This window comes from Luteimonas suaedae, assembly GCF_008312895.1.
Taxonomy (GTDB): domain Bacteria; phylum Pseudomonadota; class Gammaproteobacteria; order Xanthomonadales; family Xanthomonadaceae; genus Luteimonas; species Luteimonas suaedae.
Genome location: NZ_VSSP01000001.1, coordinates 618,671 through 638,124 on the forward strand (window position 1 = coordinate 618,671; position 19,454 = coordinate 638,124).

18 protein-coding genes and 1 pseudogene are annotated in these 19,454 nt (G+C 68.6%); 10 read left to right on the forward strand and 9 right to left on the reverse strand.

All coding sequences use genetic code 11. From position 1 onward, the window contains the following. Window positions 1–127: 127 nt before the first annotated feature. The 3 genes from lolA to FXO19_RS02700 all read right to left on the reverse strand — a co-directional run bounded on the left by lolA (window position 128) and on the right by FXO19_RS02700 (window position 4,509). Window positions 128–757 (reverse strand): outer membrane lipoprotein periplasmic chaperone LolA, encoded by a 630-nt coding sequence (gene lolA / locus FXO19_RS02690; RefSeq protein ID WP_149193502.1) that lies wholly within the window; start codon window positions 755–757, stop codon window positions 128–130. Between the two features lie 181 nt (window positions 758–938). Next, window positions 939–3,290 (reverse strand): DNA translocase FtsK, encoded by a 2,352-nt coding sequence (locus FXO19_RS02695; RefSeq protein ID WP_149193503.1) that lies wholly within the window; start codon window positions 3,288–3,290, stop codon window positions 939–941. A gap of 151 nt (window positions 3,291–3,441) precedes the next feature. After that, window positions 3,442–4,509: an alanine dehydrogenase gene (locus tag FXO19_RS02700; RefSeq protein WP_149193504.1), complete on the reverse strand. Its 1,068-nt coding sequence runs from the start codon at window positions 4,507–4,509 to the stop codon at window positions 3,442–3,444. Window positions 4,510–4,747: 238 nt separating this feature from the next. Between FXO19_RS02700 and trxB the strand changes: the two genes are divergently transcribed. The 4 genes from trxB to infA all read left to right on the forward strand — a co-directional run bounded on the left by trxB (window position 4,748) and on the right by infA (window position 8,235). Further along, window positions 4,748–5,701 (forward strand): thioredoxin-disulfide reductase, encoded by a 954-nt coding sequence (trxB, locus tag FXO19_RS02705; RefSeq protein WP_149193505.1) that lies wholly within the window; start codon window positions 4,748–4,750, stop codon window positions 5,699–5,701. 27 nt (window positions 5,702–5,728) lie between these two features. Then, the gene (locus tag FXO19_RS02710) at window positions 5,729–6,865 is read left to right on the forward strand and encodes a GNAT family N-acetyltransferase (protein WP_149193506.1); all 1,137 of its coding nucleotides are present in this window, start codon (window positions 5,729–5,731) and stop codon (window positions 6,863–6,865) included. Between the two features lie 295 nt (window positions 6,866–7,160). Then, on the forward strand, window positions 7,161–7,925 hold the full coding sequence (gene aat / locus FXO19_RS02715) for a leucyl/phenylalanyl-tRNA--protein transferase (protein WP_425481424.1): 765 nt from the start codon (window positions 7,161–7,163) through the stop codon (window positions 7,923–7,925). A 91-nt stretch (window positions 7,926–8,016) separates the two neighbouring features. Beyond that, a complete protein-coding gene (gene infA / locus FXO19_RS02720; RefSeq protein ID WP_149193507.1) occupies window positions 8,017–8,235 on the forward strand; it encodes a translation initiation factor IF-1 in 219 nt (72 codons plus the stop codon). Window positions 8,236–8,407: 172 nt separating this feature from the next. Here infA and clpA read toward each other — a convergent pair whose 3' ends face one another. After that, window positions 8,408–10,687, reverse strand: a complete 2,280-nt coding sequence (gene clpA / locus FXO19_RS02725) for an ATP-dependent Clp protease ATP-binding subunit ClpA (protein ID WP_149193508.1) — start codon at window positions 10,685–10,687, stop codon at window positions 8,408–8,410. An 81-nt stretch (window positions 10,688–10,768) separates the two neighbouring features. After that, window positions 10,769–11,095, reverse strand: a complete 327-nt coding sequence (clpS, locus tag FXO19_RS02730; RefSeq protein WP_149193509.1) for an ATP-dependent Clp protease adapter ClpS — start codon at window positions 11,093–11,095, stop codon at window positions 10,769–10,771. A gap of 164 nt (window positions 11,096–11,259) precedes the next feature. Between clpS and FXO19_RS02735 the strand changes: the two genes are divergently transcribed. The 3 genes from FXO19_RS02735 (at window position 11,260) to hflD (ending at window position 13,571) form a co-directional block, all read left to right on the forward strand. After that, window positions 11,260–11,739 (forward strand): NUDIX hydrolase, encoded by a 480-nt coding sequence (locus FXO19_RS02735; protein WP_149193510.1) that lies wholly within the window; start codon window positions 11,260–11,262, stop codon window positions 11,737–11,739. A 102-nt stretch (window positions 11,740–11,841) separates the two neighbouring features. Beyond that, window positions 11,842–12,960 (forward strand): tRNA 2-thiouridine(34) synthase MnmA, encoded by a 1,119-nt coding sequence (gene mnmA, locus FXO19_RS02740; protein ID WP_149193511.1) that lies wholly within the window; start codon window positions 11,842–11,844, stop codon window positions 12,958–12,960. Then, window positions 12,957–13,571, forward strand: a complete 615-nt coding sequence (gene hflD, locus FXO19_RS02745) for a high frequency lysogenization protein HflD (protein ID WP_149193512.1) — start codon at window positions 12,957–12,959, stop codon at window positions 13,569–13,571. The genes mnmA and hflD overlap by 4 nt, the downstream gene beginning before the upstream one ends. A gap of 214 nt (window positions 13,572–13,785) precedes the next feature. On the opposite strand, the gene FXO19_RS19790 is transcribed toward hflD, so the two are convergent. Further along, window positions 13,786–14,145 carry a hypothetical protein gene (locus tag FXO19_RS19790; RefSeq protein WP_187775596.1) on the reverse strand — a complete coding sequence of 120 codons (360 nt, stop codon included), beginning with the start codon at window positions 14,143–14,145 and terminating at the stop codon, window positions 13,786–13,788. A gap of 12 nt (window positions 14,146–14,157) precedes the next feature. Between FXO19_RS19790 and FXO19_RS19795 the strand changes: the two genes are divergently transcribed. Together FXO19_RS19795 and FXO19_RS02755 are read left to right on the forward strand one after the other, a co-directional pair. Continuing rightward, entirely contained in the window at window positions 14,158–14,754 is a 597-nt protein-coding gene (locus tag FXO19_RS19795; RefSeq protein WP_187775597.1) for a methyl-accepting chemotaxis protein, read from the forward strand. Then, window positions 14,724–15,326 (forward strand): annotated as a pseudogene (locus FXO19_RS02755) (CheB methylesterase domain-containing protein); the annotation flags it as partial. The gene FXO19_RS19795 and the pseudogene FXO19_RS02755, both read left to right, overlap by 31 nt. A 14-nt stretch (window positions 15,327–15,340) precedes the next feature. Here FXO19_RS02755 and FXO19_RS02760 read toward each other — a convergent pair. Together FXO19_RS02760 and FXO19_RS02765 are read right to left on the reverse strand one after the other, a co-directional pair. Beyond that, a complete protein-coding gene (locus tag FXO19_RS02760) occupies window positions 15,341–15,742 on the reverse strand; it encodes a type II toxin-antitoxin system VapC family toxin (RefSeq protein ID WP_149193513.1) in 402 nt (133 codons plus the stop codon). A 24-nt stretch (window positions 15,743–15,766) separates the two neighbouring features. After that, a complete protein-coding gene (locus FXO19_RS02765) occupies window positions 15,767–16,012 on the reverse strand; it encodes an AbrB/MazE/SpoVT family DNA-binding domain-containing protein (protein ID WP_149193514.1) in 246 nt (81 codons plus the stop codon). Between the two features lie 141 nt (window positions 16,013–16,153). On the opposite strand from FXO19_RS02765, the gene acnA reads away from it, so the two are divergent. Next, a complete protein-coding gene (acnA, locus tag FXO19_RS02770) occupies window positions 16,154–18,925 on the forward strand; it encodes an aconitate hydratase AcnA (RefSeq protein ID WP_149193515.1) in 2,772 nt (923 codons plus the stop codon). A 43-nt stretch (window positions 18,926–18,968) separates the two neighbouring features. Here acnA and FXO19_RS02775 read toward each other — a convergent pair whose 3' ends face one another. After that, window positions 18,969–19,436 (reverse strand): nuclear transport factor 2 family protein, encoded by a 468-nt coding sequence (locus tag FXO19_RS02775; protein WP_255516261.1) that lies wholly within the window; start codon window positions 19,434–19,436, stop codon window positions 18,969–18,971. Between the last annotated feature and the right edge of the window lie 18 nt (window positions 19,437–19,454).

Genomic DNA, 19,454 nt, shown 5'->3' on the forward strand with positions numbered 1-19,454 from the left:
CAGCGCCGGGGTCGCTGTCGCCACCCGGCGGAAACGCGGCGCTAAGAACTGGATCCCGGCCTGCGCCGGGATGACGGTCGGCAGGTTGCCGGGCGGCGTGGCGCCGCCGTCCCGAATGACGAGTCCCTCAGATGTCGCCGACCACATCGACCCCGTCGGGCGGATCGAACGCAAAGGTACCGGCGGCGAAGGGCGGATTCTTCTTCCAGCCGCTGAAGGCGATCTCGGTCCGCTGGCCGAGTGCGTCGACCACCTCCATCCGTGCCAGCCCGCCGGCGTCGAAGCCCAGGCGCGCCGACTGGAACCCGGCATCGTCCGCAGTCTTCGGCGCGATGGCGAGCCACTGCAGGCCACCGCTGTCGCCGACCTCTTCCACCCGGTAGTCGCGGTCGAGCCGCCCCGGCTCGATCAGCGCCGCCAGCGGGCTGTTGCGCTCCTCCGCGCTCTGCGGCTGAACGGTCACCTGCTCGAGATCCGGATCGTAGACCCAGACCTTGCTGCCGTCGGCGACGATCAGCTGCGGATACGGCTTCTCGTACTCCCAGCGGAACAGGCGCGGCGCCGACAGCGCCACGCGGCCGCTGGAACTCTCCTTGACCTGGCCGCGGCCGTCGTAGACCCGTTGGGCGAACTGGCCATCGAGGCCCTTGAGATCACTGGTGAACCGGTCGAGGGCGTCGCGAGCGCCGCCGGCGAAGGCGCTGCCGGCGAAGCAGGCGGCGGCCATGAAGGCGAGGATGCGGGCGGTGCGGATCATGACGGTACTCCGAGCATCGGGTTGCGGAAGTCTGCGAAGAGAGGGCTGAATGCGGGCCGACGGCCGGGTTCTGTGGAAGCGCGCCATTCAGGAGCGAGGTAGTGAGTGAAGAGGAGTGAGAAACGAGTAGGAGCCGACGTCTGCCTTCTCTCATTTCTCACTCCTCTTCACTCACTCCTTGCTACTTCGGCGGCGGCGGCGCCAGCACGCTGCGGTCGCCGTTGTGCTCGGGCGGGCTGACCACGCCGGCCGCTTCCATTGCCTCGACCAGGCGGGCGGCACGGTTGTAGCCGATCTTCAGGCGCCGCTGCACGCCGGAGATCGAAGCGCGGCGGGTCTCGGTGACCACGCGCACCGCATCGTCGTACAGCGGGTCGGATTCGTCCCCTCCCCCGCCGCCGCTCTCCGGCAGTCCGGTCGGACCGACCACGACGCCGTCGCCCATCGTTTGCATCTCCTCCAGCACGCCCTCGATGTAGTCCGGTCCGCCGCCGCTCTGCCGGAGGTGGTCGACCACCCGATGCACCTCCTCGTCGGAAACGAAGGCGCCGTGCACGCGCTCGGGCAGCGCGGTGCCCGGCGGCAGGTACAGCATGTCACCGTGGCCGAGCAGGGTCTCGGCGCCGGACTGGTCGAGGATCGTGCGCGAGTCGATCTTCGAGCTGACCTGGAAGGCGATGCGGGTCGGGATGTTGGCCTTGATCAGGCCGGTGATCACGTCCACCGACGGCCGCTGCGTGGCCAGGATCAGGTGGATGCCGGCGGCGCGCGCCTTCTGCGCCAGCCGTGCGATCAACTCCTCCACCTTCTTGCCGACGATCATCATCATGTCGGCGAACTCGTCGATGAACACGACGATGAACGGCAGCGTCTCCAGCGGCTGTGCCACCTCGTCGCTGTCCGGGTTCGGCTTGAACAACGGGTCGAGCATCGGCTGGCCGGCGTCCTGCGCGTCCTTGACCTTCTTGTTGAAGCCGGCCAGGTTGCGCACGCCGACCGCACTCATCAGCTTGTAGCGGCGCTCCATCTCCGCCACGCACCAGCGCAGGCCGTTGGCGGCCTCCTTCATGTCGGTGACCACCGGCGCCAGCAGGTGCGGGATGCCCTGGTAGACGCTGAGCTCGAGCATCTTCGGGTCGATCATCAGCATCCGCACGTCCTTGGCGGAGGCCTTGTACAGCAGGCTCAGCACCATGGCGTTGACCGCCACCGACTTGCCCGAACCGGTGGTGCCGGCGACCAGCAGATGGGGCATGCGAGAGAGATCCGCGACCGTCGGCCGGCCACCGATGTCCTTGCCCAGGGCCAGCGTCAGCGGACTGCCGGACTTGTCGTATTCCTTGGAGCGCAGCAGTTCGCTCAGATAGATCATCTCGCGCTTCGTGTTCGGCGTCTCCAGGCCGATCACCGACTTGCCCGGGATCACGTCGACCACGCGCACCGACTTCACCGACAACCCGCGGGCGATGTCCTTGTCCAGCGAGCTGATCTGGCTGACCTTGATGCCGGGCGCGGGTTCGATCTCGAAGCGGGTGATCACCGGGCCCGGATAGGCGCCGACCACCTGCGCCTCGATGCGAAAGTCCTTGAGCTTGAACTCGATCTGCCGCGACAGCGTTTCCAGCGTGTTCTCGTCGTAGCCCTTGGGCTGCGGCTTGGGGTCGTCGAGCAGCGACAGCGGCGGAATGCCGGAACCGTCGCCGACGTGGAACAGCGGGATCTGCTGCTCGCGCTTGGCGCGGTCGCTCTTCTCCACCTGCGGCAGCGCCGGCGGCTCGATCTTCACCGGCGTGCGCTTGGCGCGCAGCTCGGTATCGACCTTGCGCGTTTCCCCGCGCTCCTCGCGCCAGTCGCGCGCTTGCTTCCATTCACCGGCCTGCTTGCTGCCGCGGCGGAGCAGCGCCGGCAACTGCAATGCCCACTGGCCGATGCGGTCCATCACCGCCAGCCACGACAGGCCGGTGGCGAGGGTGACCGAGACCAACAGCAGCGCCAGCAGGAACAGGTTGCCGCCGACCGGGCCGAAGCCGCCATACAGCGAATTGCCGACCAGGCGACCGAGAATGCCGCCGCCGCCCGCGGACAGGTCGGCCGCGCTGGGCATCCGCAGCGCCAGCAGGCCGGTCACGGAGATCAGGAAACCGACGATGCCGACCAGCCGCAACGCCGGGCCGAGATCGGCCTTGCCGTCGCCGTCCTGGTCCATGCCGAACAACGCGATCCACGCCACCGCGCCCAGCATCAGCGGCAACAGATAGGCGACGTAGCCGAACAGGTGCAGCAGGACGTCGGCCAGCCAGGCCCCCACCGGACCGCCGACATTGTTCAGCGGCGCGGTGACACTGCCCGAGCGTGACCATCCGGGATCTTCCGGCGAGAAGGTGATCAGGCTCGCCAGCAGGTAGAGCAGCAGCGGTGCGATCAGGATCAGCGCGATGTCGCGCCACAGCCGCTGCCGGCGCGGATTGGGAGCCGTCGCCTGCTTCGCCGTGGCGCGCTGTCGCCTGCTGCTTTCCTGGAGCGGTCGTGCCACCGTGTGTTTTTACCTTAGGTATGCCGCCTAGAAGCTTGATCTTAAGCGATTAATCCCGATCCCGCGACCATGCCCCGTGGGAGCGCGCCATGCACGCGATACCGGCGTGGCCTGGATCCTCGCGTCTCCCGGCATCCGCGCCCGGCCCGCCCTACAGCGCCATCCCCTGCAACGCAGGATGCACCAGCTTCCCGGCCTCGACGTTGATGCCGCGCTCGAGCGCCTGATTGCCGCGCCAGTCACCCGAGGCCAGCTTGCTGACCCAGGGCAGGATCGCCGCGCAGATCGCCTGCGAGCTGGTCTGCGGCACCGAGCCCGGCATGTTGGTCACGCAGAAATGCGCTACGCCTTCCTCGACATAGGTCGGCTCGGCCCAGGTGGTCGGGCGCGAGGTTTCGAAGCAGCCGCCCTGATCGATCGAGATGTCGGCCACCACGCTGCCGGTCTCCATGCCCTTGAGCATCTCGCGGGTCAGCACGTGCGGCGCCTTGGCGCCCGGGATCAGCACCGCGCCGATCACCAGGTCGGCCGAGGCCACCTCGCGCGCGACCAGGTCGTCGTAGGGATACAGCGCGGTGACGTTGGCGCCCAGCGCCATCATCTGCGCCATGCGGTCCTGGCGCTTCTCGAACACCACCACGTTGGCGCCGCCGGCGGCCAGCAGCGCCGCCGATGCACCGCCGGCCATGCCGGCGCCAAACACCACCGCCCGGCCGCGCTCGGTGGACGGCAGCCCGCCCAGCAGCTTGCCCTTGCCGCCCTGTGGCTGGTGCAGCAGCGTGGTGCCGACCTGCGCGGCGATCTTGCCGGCGATGATCGACATCGGCGCCAGCAGCGGCAGGTCGCCGTTCTCCAGTTCGACGGTCTCGAAGGCGACGCCGGTCAGGCCGATGTCGAGCAGCCTGCGGGTCAGCGCCGGCTCCGCCGCCAGGTGCAGGTAGCAGAACAGCAGGTGGTCCTTGCGCAGCAGCGCCAGGTCGCCCTCGATCGGCTCCTTGACCTTGACGATCAACTCGCCGCGCTCGTACAGCGCCGCCGCGTCCGGTGCGATCTTCACCCCGAGCCGGGTGTAGTCCTCGTCGTTGAAGCGCGACTTCAACCCCGCACCCGATTGCAGCCACACCTCGTGGCCGCGGTTGACGAGGTCGCCCGCGGCGGCGGGCACCAGCGCCACGCGGCCCTCGAGGGTCTTGGTTTCCTTCGGCACGCCGATACGCATCGATCTGTCTCCAATGTTGCTGATGTTCCGGCCGCAGCGCGACCGTTGTCGTTGAGGCTTACGAAAAACCCGCGCATCGGATGCGCGGGCCCCTTGACCGTGACGCCCATCGTCCATGCGCGTCGCGGATCGAACTGATTGTTCCGGCGTCGTCCACCCGACGCGCCTTGTTTTGCCGCAGCCGCGCCGCCAAGCTATACGCTTCGAAACGCTGCGATTTCATGGCCTGCGAGTATACATGAGCACCTCCAAGCACTGCCGTCTGTTGATCCTCGGTTCCGGCCCCGCCGGCTGGACCGCCGCCGTCTATGCAGCCCGCGCCAACCTGCAACCGGTGGTGATCACCGGGCTGCAGATGGGCGGACAGCTGATGACCACCACCGAGGTCGACAACTGGCCCGGCGACGCCCACGACCTGATGGGCCCCGACCTGATGACGCGGATGCAGGCGCACGCCGAACGCTTTGGCACGGAGGTGATCTTCGATCACGTCCACAGCGCCGACCTCTCGCAGCGACCGTTCCGGCTCAAGGGCGACAACGGCGAGTACACCGCCGACGCCGTGGTGATCGCCACCGGCGCCACCGCCAAATACCTGGGGCTGCCGTCGGAGGAGGCCTACAAGGGTCGCGGCGTCTCCGCCTGCGCCACCTGCGACGGGTTCTTCTACAAGGACCAGGACGTGGCCGTGGTCGGCGGCGGCAACACCGCGGTCGAGGAGGCACTGTACCTGTCCAACATCGCCCGCAAGGTCTACCTGGTGCACCGCCGCGACACCCTGCGCGCCGAGAAGATCATGCAGGACAAGCTGCAGGCCAAGATCCAGGCCGGCAAGATCGAGCCGATCTGGCACCACGTGGTCGACGAGGTGCTGGGCAACGACGCCGGCGTCACCGGGCTGCGGCTGAAGTCGGTGCAGGACGATGCGACCCGCGAGATCGACGTGCACGGCTTCTTCGTCGCCATCGGCCACACCCCGAACACCTCGCTGTTCGAGGGCCAGCTGGCGATGAACAACGGCTACCTCGAGATCCGCTCCGGCCTTGGCGGCGGCGCCACCGAGACCTCGGTGCCCGGCGTGTTCGCCGCCGGCGACGTCGCCGACCAGCACTACCGCCAGGCGATCACCTCGGCCGGATTCGGCTGCATGGCGGCGCTGGACGCCGAAAAGTTCCTGGACAATGAAGGTTGAAGCAGGGTTGGCGGAGCAGGCTTTTCGATGTTCGCTCCGCGCGTCCATGATTCGCTGAGGGCGATCCCGGCCGCAGATTGGGACGCGCTGCACGACAGCGGCAACCCGTTCGTGTCGCACGCGTTCCTGTCCGGCCTGGAGCAGCATGGCTGCCTACGCTCCGACTGGGGCTGGACGCCGCACCATCTCGTCCTGTGGGACGGCAGCGAACCGGTTGCCGCGGCGCCCGGCTACCTGAAGGACAACTCCCACGGCGAGTTCGTCTTCGACCACGCCTGGGCACACGCCTACGCCCGCTACGGCCGCGACTACTTCCCCAAATGGCTAGGTGCGGTGCCTTATTCGCCGGTCACCGGTCCGCGCCTGCTGGCCCGCGACGACACGTCCCGGCGGGCGTTGCTCGCCGCGATCGTCAAGGACGCGCGCCGCACCGGGCTGTCGTCGGCGCACGTCAACTTCCACACCGCGGCCGAGGACACCGTGTTCGACGACGACTGGCTGCCCCGGACCGACGTGCAGTACCACTGGCGCAACGATGCCGGCTGGCGGGACTTCGAGGCATTCCTCGCGGCGATGGACCACAAGCGCCGCAAGAACATCCGGCAGGAACGCAACAAGGTCGCGCGCGCAGGTGTGCGCTTTCGTGTCCTGCACGGTGACGAGGCGGACGAAGCCGATCTCGCCGCCATCCATGGCTTCTACCTGCAGACCTTCGCCGAGTACGGCAACCCGCCGGCGCTGACCCTCGACTTCGTGCGGCACCTGGCCGCCACGATGCCGCGCGCCCTGGTGCTGATACTCGCCGACCTGGACGGCGAACCCGTCGCCGGCGCGCTGTGCCTGCGCGGCGGCGATACCCTGTACGGGCGTTACTGGGGCAGCACGCGCACGGTCCCGGGGCTGCACTTCGAGACCTGCTATTACCAGGGGATCGACTACTGCCTACGCGAAGGCCTGCGCCGGTTCGAACCTGGTGCCCAGGGCGAACACAAGATCGCCCGCGGCTTCCTGCCGACGCTCGTACGCAGCCACCACTGGATCGCCGACCCGGCGTTCGCCGAGGCGCTGCGGCGCTGGTGCGACGAGGAGGCGGCCTCGGTGCGCGGCTACAAGGCGATGCTCGACGCGCATTCGCCGTTCAAAGCCCCTCTCCCTCCGGGGTGAAAAGGCCCGCTTGCGAGCCACTGGCTCGCGGGCCGATGAGCGTCCTCGCGCTCCGCGCGAGGGCCGGGGCGCGAAGCGGGGGTTGGGGTGAGGGTACGGCGAAATCGCGATGGTTCAGTTCGCTGCTGCTTCGCCGTACCCTCATCCGGCCCCCGACTAAAGCGTTTGGGGGCAGGCTCTTCGCCCCCCTGACCAACAACACTTCGGGGGCACGCTCTTCTCCCGAAGGGAGAAGGGAAAGCATTCGCAACTTATCTTCGCTTTTCCGCGTCAACCGGTGTCCAGTAGCACCACAATGAAGCCGATGCGCCTGCCACCGCTGCTGCCTGCCGATCCCGAGGCGCCGTTCCCGCCGGCGGACTCGGCGCTGCGCGAGCCGGATGGCCTGCTGGCGATCGGCGGCGACCTCTCGCCCACCCGCCTGCTCAACGCCTACCGCCACGGCATTTTTCCCTGGTATTCGGCAGGCCAGCCGATCCTGTGGTGGTCACCCGATCCGCGCATGCTGTTCCGTACCGACGGCGTGCGCCTGTCGTCGCGGTTCCGGCGCGGGCTGCGCCGCAGCACGTGGACGCTGCGCGCCGACACCGCCTTCGCCGCAGTGATCCGCGCCTGCGCCGAGACGCCCCGGCCCGGCCAGCGCGGCACCTGGATCACCGCCGGGATGGAGGCGGCCTACATGGAATTGCACCGCCTGGGCCACGCCCACAGCGTCGAGGTATTCGATGGCGCGCGCCTGGTGGGCGGGATCTACGGCGTCGCGGTCGGCCGCATGTTCTTCGGCGAAAGCATGTTCAGCGGCGCATCCGGCGGCTCCAAGGTCGCGCTGGCGGGCCTCGCCCGATACCTGCGGGACCGTGGCTGGCCGCTGATCGATGCCCAGGTCGAAAACGCCCACCTGGTCCGGCTGGGCGGAGTAACGCTGCCGCGGGCTCGCTTCCTGGCGGACGTCGCCGCGTTGACCGCGCAGCCAGGGCTGAGCGGCAGTTGGACCGGCGCCTTCGGCTGCCAGGCGGCTTCCGGACTCGCAGCAGCCCCTGTCCCCTTGGCGCGGGATTAACGAAACTTTTGCGTCATGGGGACGCGCGTGGCAGAATGATGCGCTTTTTCGAGGGCGGAAAATCTTCCCCCTCCCCAACCGAACAGGACGCATGGCGAAAGACGACGTCATAGAATTCGAAGGCACCGTTTCCGAGACCCTCCCGAACACCATGTTCCGGGTCAAGCTCGAGAACGGCCATGAGATCATCGCCCATATTTCCGGGCGGATGCGCAAGCACTACATCCGCATCCTCACCGGCGACAAGGTCAAGGTGGAAATGACCCCTTACGACCTCACCAAGGGGCGCATCACTTATCGCATGAAGTAGCCGGGAATAGGCATTGGGGAATCGGGAATCGCAAGAGCCTGGCTCACATGGATTCCTCGAAAACCGTCGAATGGCGGCGCCCTGGCAGTCATCTCGCACACCAGCACGATCCCGGGCACTGCCCGGGATCGTGCTGTCTGCTGTTGCGATTCCCGATTCCCGATTCCCGGCTCTACTCCACCGTCGCCGGCAACAGCTTCTCCGGCTCCGGGTGCGCCTCCACGAACAGGTCGTCGTCCTTGACGTCGACGTTGACGCGGCCGCCGCCGACCAGCTTGCCGAACAGCAGTTCGTCGGCCAGAGGGCGCTTGATGCGGTCCTGGATGATCCGTGCCATCGGCCGCGCGCCCATCTGCGGGTCGAAGCCGTGCCGGGCCAGCCATTCGCGCGCGGCCGGGGTGGCGTTGACGGCCACGTTCTTCTCGTGCAGCTGGCTCTCCAGCTCGATCAGGAACTTGTCGACCACGCGCAGGATGTGATCGAACGCCAGCGGCTGGAACTGCACGATCGCGTCCAGGCGGTTGCGGAACTCCGGCGTGAAGCCCTTGCGGATCGCCTCCATCGCATCGGTGCTGTGGTCCTGGCGGGTGAAGCCGATGCTGCGGCGCGCGGCCAGGGTGGCGCCGGCGTTCGTGGTCATCACCAGGATCACGTTGCGGAAGTTCGCCTCGCGGCCATTGGTGTCGGTGAGCACGCCGCGGTCCATCACCTGCAACAGGATGTTGAAGATGTCCGGGTGCGCCTTCTCCACCTCGTCCAGCAGCAGCACGCAGTGCGGCGTCTTGACGATCTTCTCGGTCAGCAGCCCGCCCTGGTCGAAGCCGACGTAGCCCGGGGGCGCGCCGATCAGGCGGCTCACCGAATGCGACTCCATGTACTCGGACATGTCGAAGCGCACCAGCTCGATGCCCAGCTGCAGCGCCAGCTGCCGGGTGACCTCGGTCTTGCCGACGCCGGTGGGCCCGGCGAACAGGAAGTTGCCGATCGGCTTGTCCGGGTTGCCCAGGCCGGAACGGGCCAGCTTGATCGCCGAGGTCAGGGTCTCGATTGCCGGATCCTGGCCGAAGATCACCATCTTCAGGTTCCGCTCCAGGTGCCCCAGCACGTCCTTGTCGGAGGCGCTGACCTGCTTGGCCGGAATCCTGGCCATCTTGGCCACGATGGTTTCCACTTCCTCCACGTCGATCAGCTTCTTGCGCACGTCCTCGGGCAGCAGCCGCTGGCGCGCGCCGGCCTCGTCGATCACGTCGATCGCCTTGTCCGGCAGCAGCCGGTCGGCGATGTGCTTGACCGACAGGTCGACCGCGGCCTGCAGCGCGTCGTCGGCATAGGTGACGTCGTGATGCGCCTCGTAGCGCGGCTTGAGGCCGCGCAGGATCTCGTAGGCTTCGCCGGTGGTCGGCTCGACGATGTCGATCTTCTGGAAGCGCCGCGCCAGGGCGCGGTCCTTCTCGAACACGCCGCGGTATTCCTGGAACGTGGTCGAGCCGATGCAGCGCAGCTCGCCCGAGGCCAGCGCCGGCTTGATCAGGTTCGAGGCGTCCATGGTGCCGCCGCTGGCGGAGCCGGCGCCGATGATGGTGTGGATCTCGTCGATGAACAGGACCGCGCCGTCGTGCTTGCGGATCGCCGCCAGCACCGCCTTCAGCCGTTTCTCGAAGTCGCCGCGGTACTTGGTGCCGGCAACCAGGGCGCCGAGGTCGAGCGAGTAGATGGTGGCCTCCGACAGCACCTCCGGCACCTGGCCGTCGACGATCCGCTTGGCCAGGCCCTCGGCGATCGCGGTCTTGCCGACGCCGGCCTCGCCGACGTAGAGCGGATTGTTCTTGCGCCGCCGGCACAGGATCTGGATGGTGCGCTCGATCTCGTCGGCGCGGCCGACCAGCGGGTCGATCCGGCCCTCGCGGGCCAGCGCGTTGAGGTCGGTGGCGTATTCGGCCAGCGCGTCGCCCTTGGCCTCGCCGCCTTCGCCCTGCCCGGCTTCCGGCTCCTCGCCGGACGGCGCGGGATCGCCCTCGCCGGTCTTGGCGATGCCGTGGGACAGGTAGTTGACGACGTCGAGCCGGGCCACGTCCTGCTGGTTGAGGTAGTAGACCGCGTGCGAATCCTTCTCGCCGAAGATCGCCACCAGCACGTTGGCGCCGGTGACCTCCTTCTTGCCGGAGGACTGCACGTGGTAGACGGCACGCTGCAGCACGCGCTGGAAGCCGAGCGTGGGCTGGGTGTCGCGGCCGTCGCCTTCGTCGAGCTTGGACACCGTGGTGGCGATGGCCTGCTCGAGGTCCGAACGCAGGCGGTGGAAGTCGGCGCCGCAGGCCTTGAGCACTGCTTCGGCGGACGGGTTCTCCAACAGCGCCAGCAACAGGTGCTCGACCGTCATGTACTCGTCGCGCGCCTCGCGGGCACGCTTGTAGCACTGGCCGATGGAGTACTCGAGATCCTTGCTGAACATGGGGCGGATGCCTCCTGGAATGTCTACAGCCCTAGGTGGGGCCGGAACGCCTGGTTTCCATGGCTGCCCCTTGTCACCGTTTTAGGCCTTTTCCATCGTACAGAGCAAGGGATGCTGGTTGAGTCTTGAGTATTCGTTCACCTGGGCGACCTTGGACTCGGCGACCTCGCGGCTGAACACCCCGCATACGCCACGCCCGCGGGTATGGACGTGGAGCATGACCTGGGTCGCCCGCTCCAGGTCCAGCGCGAAGAAACGCACCAGGACATCGACCACGAAATCCATCGGTGTGTAGTCGTCGTTGAGCAGGATCACCGAGTACAGCGGCGGGCGGGCGGTTTCGGGCTTGCCGGTTTCCACGGCGACGCCGTGGTCGCGTTCGTGTTCGGGTTCGTTCTTTCGGGCCATGGCGCGATTATACGGAGCGCGCGCGTAGGATTCGTGGACGGAAAGCGTCCATGACCGCAGAATGGAACGCTGTATTCCCGGGAACCGGCCAATGATCGACAGATCCCGTCTCATGCTGCGGCTCCTGCTGCTCAGCGGCGCCGTCGACCGGTTGTAGTCAATCCATGAGCTATCGACAAGGCCGTTTCTGGCAGCCCGACGTCACCGTCGCCACGGTGGTGGTCCGCGATGGCCGGCTGCTGTGCGTGGAGGAGCGGGTCGGCGGCGCCCTGGTGCTCAACCAGCCGGCCGGCCACCTGGAACCGGAGGAAAGCCTGCTGCAGGCGGCGCTGCGCGAGACCCGCGAGGAGACCGGCTGGGACGTGCGCCTGACCGCCTTCGTCGGCGCCTACCAGTGGCGGGCGCCGGCCGCGCCGGACGGCAGCGGCGGCCGCCACTACCTGCGCTTCGCCTTCGCCGCCGAGCCGGTCGCCCACGATCCGGCGCGGCCGCTCGACGACGGCATCGTCCGCGCCCTGTGGATGACGCCGGAGGAACTGCGGCAGGCGCAGGCACGGCATCGCAGCCCGCTGGTCTGGCAGGTCGCCGCCGACTTCCTCGCCGGCCGCCGCCATTCGCTCGACCTGCTGCAGCAGCTGGCATGACGGCGCCGCGGACCGCCCTTCCTCACCCCCTCCGCCGCAAGTGCGGGAGGCGACCTCGCGCCGGGCGGAAACCCCAGCAGTGACATGCCGGCACACCCCCCCATGAGCGCACGAACGGTCGTGGGCATGTCCGGCGGCGTCGACTCGTCGGTCGCCGCCCTGCTGCTACGGGACGCCGGTGAACCTGTTGCCGGGCTGTTCATGCAGAACTGGGCCGACGACGGCAGCGGCGACTGCCGCGCCGAAGACGACCGCCGCGACGCCGTCGCGGTCTGCGGCCGCCTCGGCATCCCGATCCACTTCCGCGATTTCTCGACCGAGTACTGGCAGGGGGTATTCGAGCACTTCCTCGCCGAGTACGCCGCCGGCCGCACCCCCAACCCCGACGTGCTGTGCAACCGCGAGGTGAAGTTCAAGCACTTCCTCGACGCCGCCCGCGAGCTGGGCGCCGAACGCATCGCCACCGGCCACTACGCGCGCATCGACGCCGGCGACGACGGCTGGCGCCTGCTGCGCGCGCGCGACCGCGACAAGGACCAGAGCTACTTCCTGCACCAGCTCGGCCAGGCGCAGCTGGCGGCGACCGCCTTCCCGCTCGGCGAGCTGCCCAAGCGCGACGTACGCGCGATCGCGCGCGACGCCGGGCTGCCGACCGCGGCGAAGAAGGACTCCACCGGCATCTGCTTCATCGGCGAGCGCGATTTCCGCAGCTTCCTCGCGCGCTACCTGCCGGCCCGCCCCGGCGAAATCCGCACGCCGGACGGGCGCGTGGTCGGCGAGCACCCCGGCGTGTTCTATTTCACCCTCGGGCAGCGCGAGGGGCTGCAGTTGGGCGGCGTGCGCGGCTTCGCACCGGCGCCGTGGTACGTCGTCGGCAAGGACGTCCCCAGCAATGTCCTGATCGTCGACCAGCAGCGCGACAGCCGCTGGCTGATGTCGACGACGACGCACACTGAAGTCGCACACTGGATCGCCGGCGCCCCGCCGGCGCAACGCTTCGCCTGCACCGCGCAGACACGCTATCGCCAGCAGGACCAGGCCTGCGAGGTCGCCGTTGCCGCGGACGGCAGCCTCGAGGTCGTGTTCGCGCAGCCCCAGCGCGCGGTCACCCCCGGGCAGTCGCTGGTCCTCTATCGCGGCGATATCTGCGTGGGAGGCGCGGTCATCGCCGCCACCGACGCGCCGGCCGCAGAGGCCGCAGCGGGTAAACTGCGCGCATGAGCAACCAATTCGATGATCGGGTACTGCCGCTGGCGGCGATGGCACAGGCCCTGCAGCAAGTGCGGTCCACCGCCGAGACCGGCCAGTCCAACGGCGACGCCAGCCAGGCGGTGCTCGACGGCATTTTCCGGATCGATTCCGATTCCGTTGAGGGCGTCTACGGCGGAGCCGAGCGGCTGCGGCCGGGCATGCGCGTGCTGCGCGACTATCTCGGCAACCAGGGCACGAGCGATGATGCGCTACCGCGGCTGGCACTGGCGGTGATGCGCCTGGAGCGTCGTTTCGTTCGCGAACCGGACACGGTCGAAGCGGTCGGCCGCGGGATCGCGGCCATCGCGCCGCAGGCGCAGGCCAGCGGCAGCATCCACCCCGACGTGCTGGCCTCCCTCGGCACGCTGTATGCCGACACGATCAGCCGGTTGCGCCCGCGGGTCATGGTCCAGGGAACGCCCCACTACCTCGGACAGGCGCCGGTGGTCGCCGAGATCCGCGCCCTGCTGCTGGCCGCCGTGCGCTCGGCCGTGCTGTGGCGCCAGCTCGGCGGCAGTCAGTGGCACCTCCTGCTCTCGCGTCGCGCCATGCTCGAAGCACTCGAGCGTCGACTGGCCTGAGCGCCCACAGCGGGAACAGGTCGGCGCGCGCTCGGGCGCCCGGTACTCGCGGACCGTCGCACGTGAATGCAGCGGGCCGGAAACCTAAAGATGGTGGGGGCGGCGCCGATACCGCGATCAAGAATCTGCAGAGAGCCCCCATGTACCCTCGCATCCTGATCCGCCTGGCCGCCCCTGTAGTGCTGACGACGCTGGTGCCGGCCGCCGTCGGGTTCTACGGTCTCGCTCCGATGACCTGGGCGGTTCTGATCACGATGACGGCCAGTTGGCTGGCCTTTGCCTGGTGGATCATCGCCCGCGAGGGCCGCCACTCGCCCGAGCACGCGAAGGCGATGCGCGAACAGGACCAGCTGTTGACCGAATTGCGCCAGTTCGTCGGCGCCGAAATCGACGGCTCGCGCCAGGAGGTCGAACGTGCACGCGGGCTGATTCGCCAGGCCGTCGGCGGCCTCGGCAGCAGTTTCGAGGCGATGAACCGCAAATCGCGCCAGCAGAGCGTGGCGATGGCACGCATATCGACCACACCGGGGACCAGGACGGGGGCGGCGCCGACGTGGCGCGTTTCGCGCAGCATGCGAGCCAGCGCATGGAACAGCTGGTCGAGGCACTCGAGCAGGTCAGCGGCCAGAGCGGCGCCACCGTCGCCCACATCGACGAAATGGCCGCACACCTGGACGGGATCTTCTCCCTGCTGGAAGACGTCAAGTCGATCGCCGACCAGACCAACCTGTTGGCGCTGAACGCCGCGATCGAGGCGGCGCGCGCCGGCGAGGCGGGCCGCGGCTTCGCCGTGGTTGCCGACGAGGTGCGCAACCTCTCCGAACGCTCGACCGCCTTCAACGAGCAGATCCGCAAACTGGCGCACAGTTCCAAGGACGCGATCGCCAAGGTGCGCGAGACCGTTTCGCACGTGGCCTCGCGCGACATGGGCCGCTCGCGCGACGCGCGCCTGGAAGCGGCGACCATGCTCGACCAGGTCGCCGCGATCAACCGCTCGCTGAGCGAGAGCATGCGCGAGATCTCCGAGTGCGGCCGCGACATCGACGTCAGCGTCGCGGACGCCGTGCGCGCGTTGCAGTTCGAGGACATCGCCACCCAAGCTCTGGGCGGGGTCCACTCCCACCTGGAGCGGCTGAACGCGAGGACGTTCCGGCGCTGCGCTTCCGTACCAGCAACCGCTTGATCGCGATCGGCGCCTCGGCCGGCGGTACAGAGGCGATCCGCGTCGTGCTCGAGCGGATGCCTGCCGATGCCCCCGCGATCGTGTTCACGCAACACATCCCGGCCGGCTTCAGCAAGCCCTTCGCCGAACGCCTCGACCGGCTTTCGGCGATGTCGGTGCGCCAGGCCGAGGACGGCGAAGCGATCCTGCCCGGCCACGTCTATTTGCCGCCCGGGGATCGCCACCTCGCCGTCGTCCGAGACGGCGCCCATTGGCGTTGCCGGAGCGATGCCGGACCGCCAGTCAACCGCCATCGACCCTCGGTGGACGTGCTGTTCCACTCGGTCGCACGCAGCGCCGGCCGCAACGCCATCGGCGTATTGCTGACCGGGATGGGCGACGACGGCGCCCGCGGACTGCTGGAAATGCACCGGGTCGGCGCCGCCACCCTGGTCCAGGACGAGAACAGCAGCGTGGTCTGGGGCATGCCGGGCAGCGCATGCCGGCTCGGTGCCGCACAGCAGGTCCTGCCGCTGCACGGGATCGCCGCGCGACTGCTCGAACTGGCCGCGCCGCAACCCGACGCCGCCTGAGCCGGGTCGCCCGCTCAGACCGACGGCACGATCAGTTTCAGGCCCTTGAAGTAGTCGCGGAAGAAACGTGCATCACGGGTGATCAGCCCGTTGCACTGCAGCAGTGCGTGCGCGCCAATCAGGAAGTCCGGTACCGCGCGGGCGCGGCTGCCGCCACGCTGGCGATGCCGGCGCTGCATCTCACCGGCGCGCAGCGCCGACTTCGCCTCCAGCGGATGGAAGCGGATGCTCATCTCCTCGAGCACCGACAGGGCCTCGGCGCCGTCCTTGAGCGCACTGCAGACCTCGGCCAGCACCACGTCGCAGACCACGACCGGCCCGCTGCCCAGGCACTGTCGCAGGCACAGCTCCGCGGCGCCGGCATGGGGGCCGTCGGCCAGCAGGTCGACCAGCACAGGTGTGTCGATGGCGATCATCGGCTTGCCACGGTCGGTGTCGGATCAGGGGTCGAGCGGGTCGCCGGGAGCGCGCCCGCGGATCGTCTTCAGGGCGTCGTCGGTATCGGCGAACCCGTCGAGCCGGAACCGCCCGCGCGCGCGCGAGATGGCATCGTCGACACTCTTGCGCAGGATGATCCGGCCATTTTCCAGCTCGACCTTGAGGATCGTGCCCTTGCTCAAGCCCAGCGCATCGCGCACGGCCTTCGGCAGCGTGATCTGTCCACGTTCGGCAACGGTCGCTTCCATCGGGGCTCTCCGCGGCATAACCGGAATATGCGGGAAGTCTACATACTTCATTTTTCATACTCAATCGGGCATACTTTCCCGTCACGACCCCCCGGCGACAATGCCCGGGCGCCCTGCCCCCAGCCACAGGAGCCTTCGCCCATGAGCGATTCCTTCGCCACCCGCAGCCAGCTGCAGGTCAACGGCAAGTCCTACACGTACTCGAGCCTGCCCAAGCTCGGCGAGCGGTTCGACATCGCGCACCTGCCCTATTCGATGAAGATCCTGCTGGAGAACCTGCTGCGCCACGAAGACGGCGTGACGGTGAATGCGGACCACATCGAGGCGGTGGCCAAATGGGAGGCGACGCGCCAGCCCGAGACCGAGATCGCCTTCATGCCGGCGCGCGTGGTGCTGCAGGACTTCACCGGCGTGCCCTGCGTGGTCGACCTGGCGGCGATGCGCGACGCGGTCACCCGGCTCGGCGGCCGGCCGGAACAGATCAACCCGCAGATCCCGTCGGAGCTGGTCATCGACCACTCGATCCAGGTGGACGTGTTCGGCCGTGCCGACGCGCTCGACCTCAACGGCAAGATCGAGTTCGAGCGCAACAAGGAACGCTACGGCTTCCTGCGCTGGGGCCAGAAGTCGTTCGAGAACTTCAAGGTGGTGCCGCCCAACACCGGCATCGTGCACCAGGTCAACCTGGAGAACCTGGCACGCGTGGTGATGGCACGCGAGTTGTCCGACGGCAACGGCGGCAGCGAGCTGTGGGCATTCCCGGACACCGTGTTCGGGACCGACAGTCATACCACGATGATCAACGGCATCGGCGTGCTCGGCTGGGGCGTGGGCGGCATCGAGGCCGAGGCCGCGATGCTCGGCCAGCCGTCGTCGATGCTGATCCCGCAGGTAGTCGGTTTCAGGCTGAGCGGCAAGATGCCGGAGGGTGCCACCGCCACCGACCTGGTGCTCACCGTCACCCAGATGCTGCGCAAGCACGGCGTGGTCGGCAAGTTCGTCGAGTTCTACGGCGAAGGCCTGGCGCAACTGCCGCTGGCCGATCGCGCCACCATCGGCAACATGGCGCCCGAGTACGGCGCCACCTGCGGCATATTCCCGGTCGATGCCGAGGCGCTGAGCTACCTGCGCCTGTCCGGCCGCAGCGAGGAACAGATCGCGCTGGTTGAGGCCTACGCCAGGGCGCAGGGGCTGTGGCACGAGCCGGGCCAACCGGAAGCGAGCTACTCGGCCACGCTCGAGCTGGACCTGGGCCAGGTGAAGCCGTCGCTGGCCGGTCCCAAGCGCCCGCAGGACCGGGTGCTGCTGGAGGACGTCAAGGCGAACTTCAACGAGAACCTGGGTCCGCTGGTGGCCAAGCGCAACGGCAAGCAAGCTTCGCAAGTAGCGGATTTCGAGGAGGAAGGCGGCGCCCAGCCGCAGGCCGGCGCACTGGCCGCCAAGCCGGTCTCCAGGATCATCCTCGACGACGGCGAGCACGAGCTGGCCGACGGCTCGGTGGTGATCGCGGCGATCACCTCCTGCACCAACACCTCCAACCCGGCGGTGATGCTCGGCGCCGGCCTGCTGGCGCGCAACGCCGCCGCCAGAGGCCTCAAGGCCGCGCCCTGGGTCAAGACGTCGCTCGGCCCGGGCTCGCTGGTGGTGACCGACTACCTGAAGAAGGCCGGCCTGCTCGACGAACTGGAGAAGCTCGGCTTCTATCTGGTCGGCTACGGCTGCACCACCTGCATCGGCAACTCCGGTCCGCTGCCCGAAGCGGTGTCCAAGGGCATCGCCGAGAACGACCTCGCCGTGGCCGCGGTGCTGTCCGGCAACCGCAACTTCGAGGGGCGCATCCACGCCGAGGTGAAGATGAACTATCTCGCCTCGCCGCCGCTGGTGGTGGCCTATGCGATCGCCGGCACGGTCGACATCGACCTCACCCACGAGCCGCTCGGCCACGACGCCGACGGCCAGCCGGTGTACCTGCGCGACATCTGGCCGAGCAACAAGGAAATCGGCGACACCATCGCGGCCACGGTCGGCCCGGAGCTGTTCGCGCAGAACTATGCCGACGTGTTCAAGGGCGACAATCGCTGGAACGCGATCGCCTCGCCCGAGGGCGACCTGTACGAGTGGGACGAAGCCTCGACCTACATCAAGAACCCGCCCTACTTCGACGGCATGACCATGGACGTGGGCAGCATCGAAGACGTGCGCGGCGCGCGCGTGCTCGGCCTGTTCGGCGATTCGATCACCACCGACCACATCTCGCCGGCCGGCAACATCAAGCAGGATTCGCCGGCGGGCAAGTTCCTGGTCTCGCGCGGCGTGCAGCCGGCCGACTTCAACAGCTACGGCTCGCGCCGCGGCAACGACGACGTGATGGTCCGCGGCACCTTCGCCAACATCCGCATCAAGAACCTGTTCTTCGGCGGCGAGGAAGGCGGCAACACCCTGTACTTCGGCAAAGAGCCGCCGGAGAAGATGCCAATCTACGACGCCGCCATGAAGTACCAGGCCGACGGCGTGCCGCTGGTGGTGTTCGCCGGCAAGGAATACGGCACCGGATCCTCGCGCGACTGGGCCGCCAAGGGCACCAACCTGCTGGGCGTCAAGGCGGTGATCGCCGAGAGCTTCGAGCGCATCCACCGCTCCAACCTGGTCGGCATGGGCGTGCTGCCGCTGCAGTTCCGCGACGGCGAGAACGCGCAGTCGCACGGGCTGGACGGCTCCGAGACCATCGACGTTACCGGCCTCGACGATGGCAAGGCCCGGACCGCCACCGTCGTCGCCCGCAAGGCGGGCGGCGAGGAGAAGCGCATCGAGGTCGACGTGCTGCTGCTGACGCCGAAGGAAGTGGAATACTTCCGCCATGGCGGCCTGCTGCATTACGTGCTGCGCCAGCTGGCGGCGAAGCAGAACCCCTGACCGGCCTTCTGACGGGCGGAAGCCCAGCCCGCCGCAGCGCGACCTACCCGCCTTCGGCGGCGCCCACGGACGTCCAGCGGAGACTGGTCATGCGCCAGTCGCCGTCCACCAGGCGCCATCCGCTCTCGACCTGGTAGACGCGCGCGGCGTCCGGAAGCAGCCGCCCGGAACCGGCAGTCAGCGCCGCGCTGAAGCGTACGGTCGCGCGCTCGCCATGCAACGCCACCTCGCGCGGCCCGAGCGTCACACCGACGACGTCGTGGCGCATGAAATGGAGCGTCGCCAGACGGCGGGCGCCAGCGCGGTCCATGCCTTCCGGGCCGATGAAGTCGTCGGCCAGCCATTGCTGCAGGGCGCCGGCGTCGCGCGACTCGATCGCCTCCTCCATGTCGTCCACCGCTTCGCGAAGCGCCTGCTCCGGCAGCGGCCTTGCGCAGCCGGCCGGGCCGAGCACGGCCGCCGCACACAGCCAACCGGCCAACGCGACCATCGCACTCCGTTTGCCCGCCATCGCCTGCATCCCGCCGCC

What these genes read in the sequence shown, in the direction of transcription:
- lolA (WP_149193502.1), bottom strand. Translation starts at nt 757, where the DNA reads ATGATCCGCACCGCCCGCATCCTCGCCTTCATGGCCGCCGCCTGCTTC.
- FXO19_RS02700 (WP_149193504.1), bottom strand. Translation starts at nt 4,509, where the DNA reads ATGCGTATCGGCGTGCCGAAGGAAACCAAGACCCTCGAGGGCCGCGTG.
- trxB (WP_149193505.1), top strand. Translation starts at nt 4,748, where the DNA reads ATGAGCACCTCCAAGCACTGCCGTCTGTTGATCCTCGGTTCCGGCCCC.
- FXO19_RS02710 (WP_149193506.1), top strand. Translation starts at nt 5,729, where the DNA reads ATGTTCGCTCCGCGCGTCCATGATTCGCTGAGGGCGATCCCGGCCGCA.
- aat (WP_425481424.1), top strand. Translation starts at nt 7,161, where the DNA reads ATGAAGCCGATGCGCCTGCCACCGCTGCTGCCTGCCGATCCCGAGGCG.
- infA (WP_149193507.1), top strand. Translation starts at nt 8,017, where the DNA reads ATGGCGAAAGACGACGTCATAGAATTCGAAGGCACCGTTTCCGAGACC.
- clpA (WP_149193508.1), bottom strand. Translation starts at nt 10,687, where the DNA reads ATGTTCAGCAAGGATCTCGAGTACTCCATCGGCCAGTGCTACAAGCGT.
- clpS (WP_149193509.1), bottom strand. Translation starts at nt 11,095, where the DNA reads ATGGCCCGAAAGAACGAACCCGAACACGAACGCGACCACGGCGTCGCC.
- FXO19_RS02735 (WP_149193510.1), top strand. Translation starts at nt 11,260, where the DNA reads ATGAGCTATCGACAAGGCCGTTTCTGGCAGCCCGACGTCACCGTCGCC.
- mnmA (WP_149193511.1), top strand. Translation starts at nt 11,842, where the DNA reads ATGAGCGCACGAACGGTCGTGGGCATGTCCGGCGGCGTCGACTCGTCG.
- hflD (WP_149193512.1), top strand. Translation starts at nt 12,957, where the DNA reads ATGAGCAACCAATTCGATGATCGGGTACTGCCGCTGGCGGCGATGGCA.
- FXO19_RS19790 (WP_187775596.1), bottom strand. Translation starts at nt 14,145, where the DNA reads ATGCTGCGCGAAACGCGCCACGTCGGCGCCGCCCCCGTCCTGGTCCCC.
- FXO19_RS19795 (WP_187775597.1), top strand. Translation starts at nt 14,158, where the DNA reads ATGGAACAGCTGGTCGAGGCACTCGAGCAGGTCAGCGGCCAGAGCGGC.
- FXO19_RS02760 (WP_149193513.1), bottom strand. Translation starts at nt 15,742, where the DNA reads ATGATCGCCATCGACACACCTGTGCTGGTCGACCTGCTGGCCGACGGC.
- FXO19_RS02765 (WP_149193514.1), bottom strand. Translation starts at nt 16,012, where the DNA reads ATGGAAGCGACCGTTGCCGAACGTGGACAGATCACGCTGCCGAAGGCC.
- acnA (WP_149193515.1), top strand. Translation starts at nt 16,154, where the DNA reads ATGAGCGATTCCTTCGCCACCCGCAGCCAGCTGCAGGTCAACGGCAAG.
- FXO19_RS02775 (WP_255516261.1), bottom strand. Translation starts at nt 19,436, where the DNA reads ATGGCGGGCAAACGGAGTGCGATGGTCGCGTTGGCCGGTTGGCTGTGT.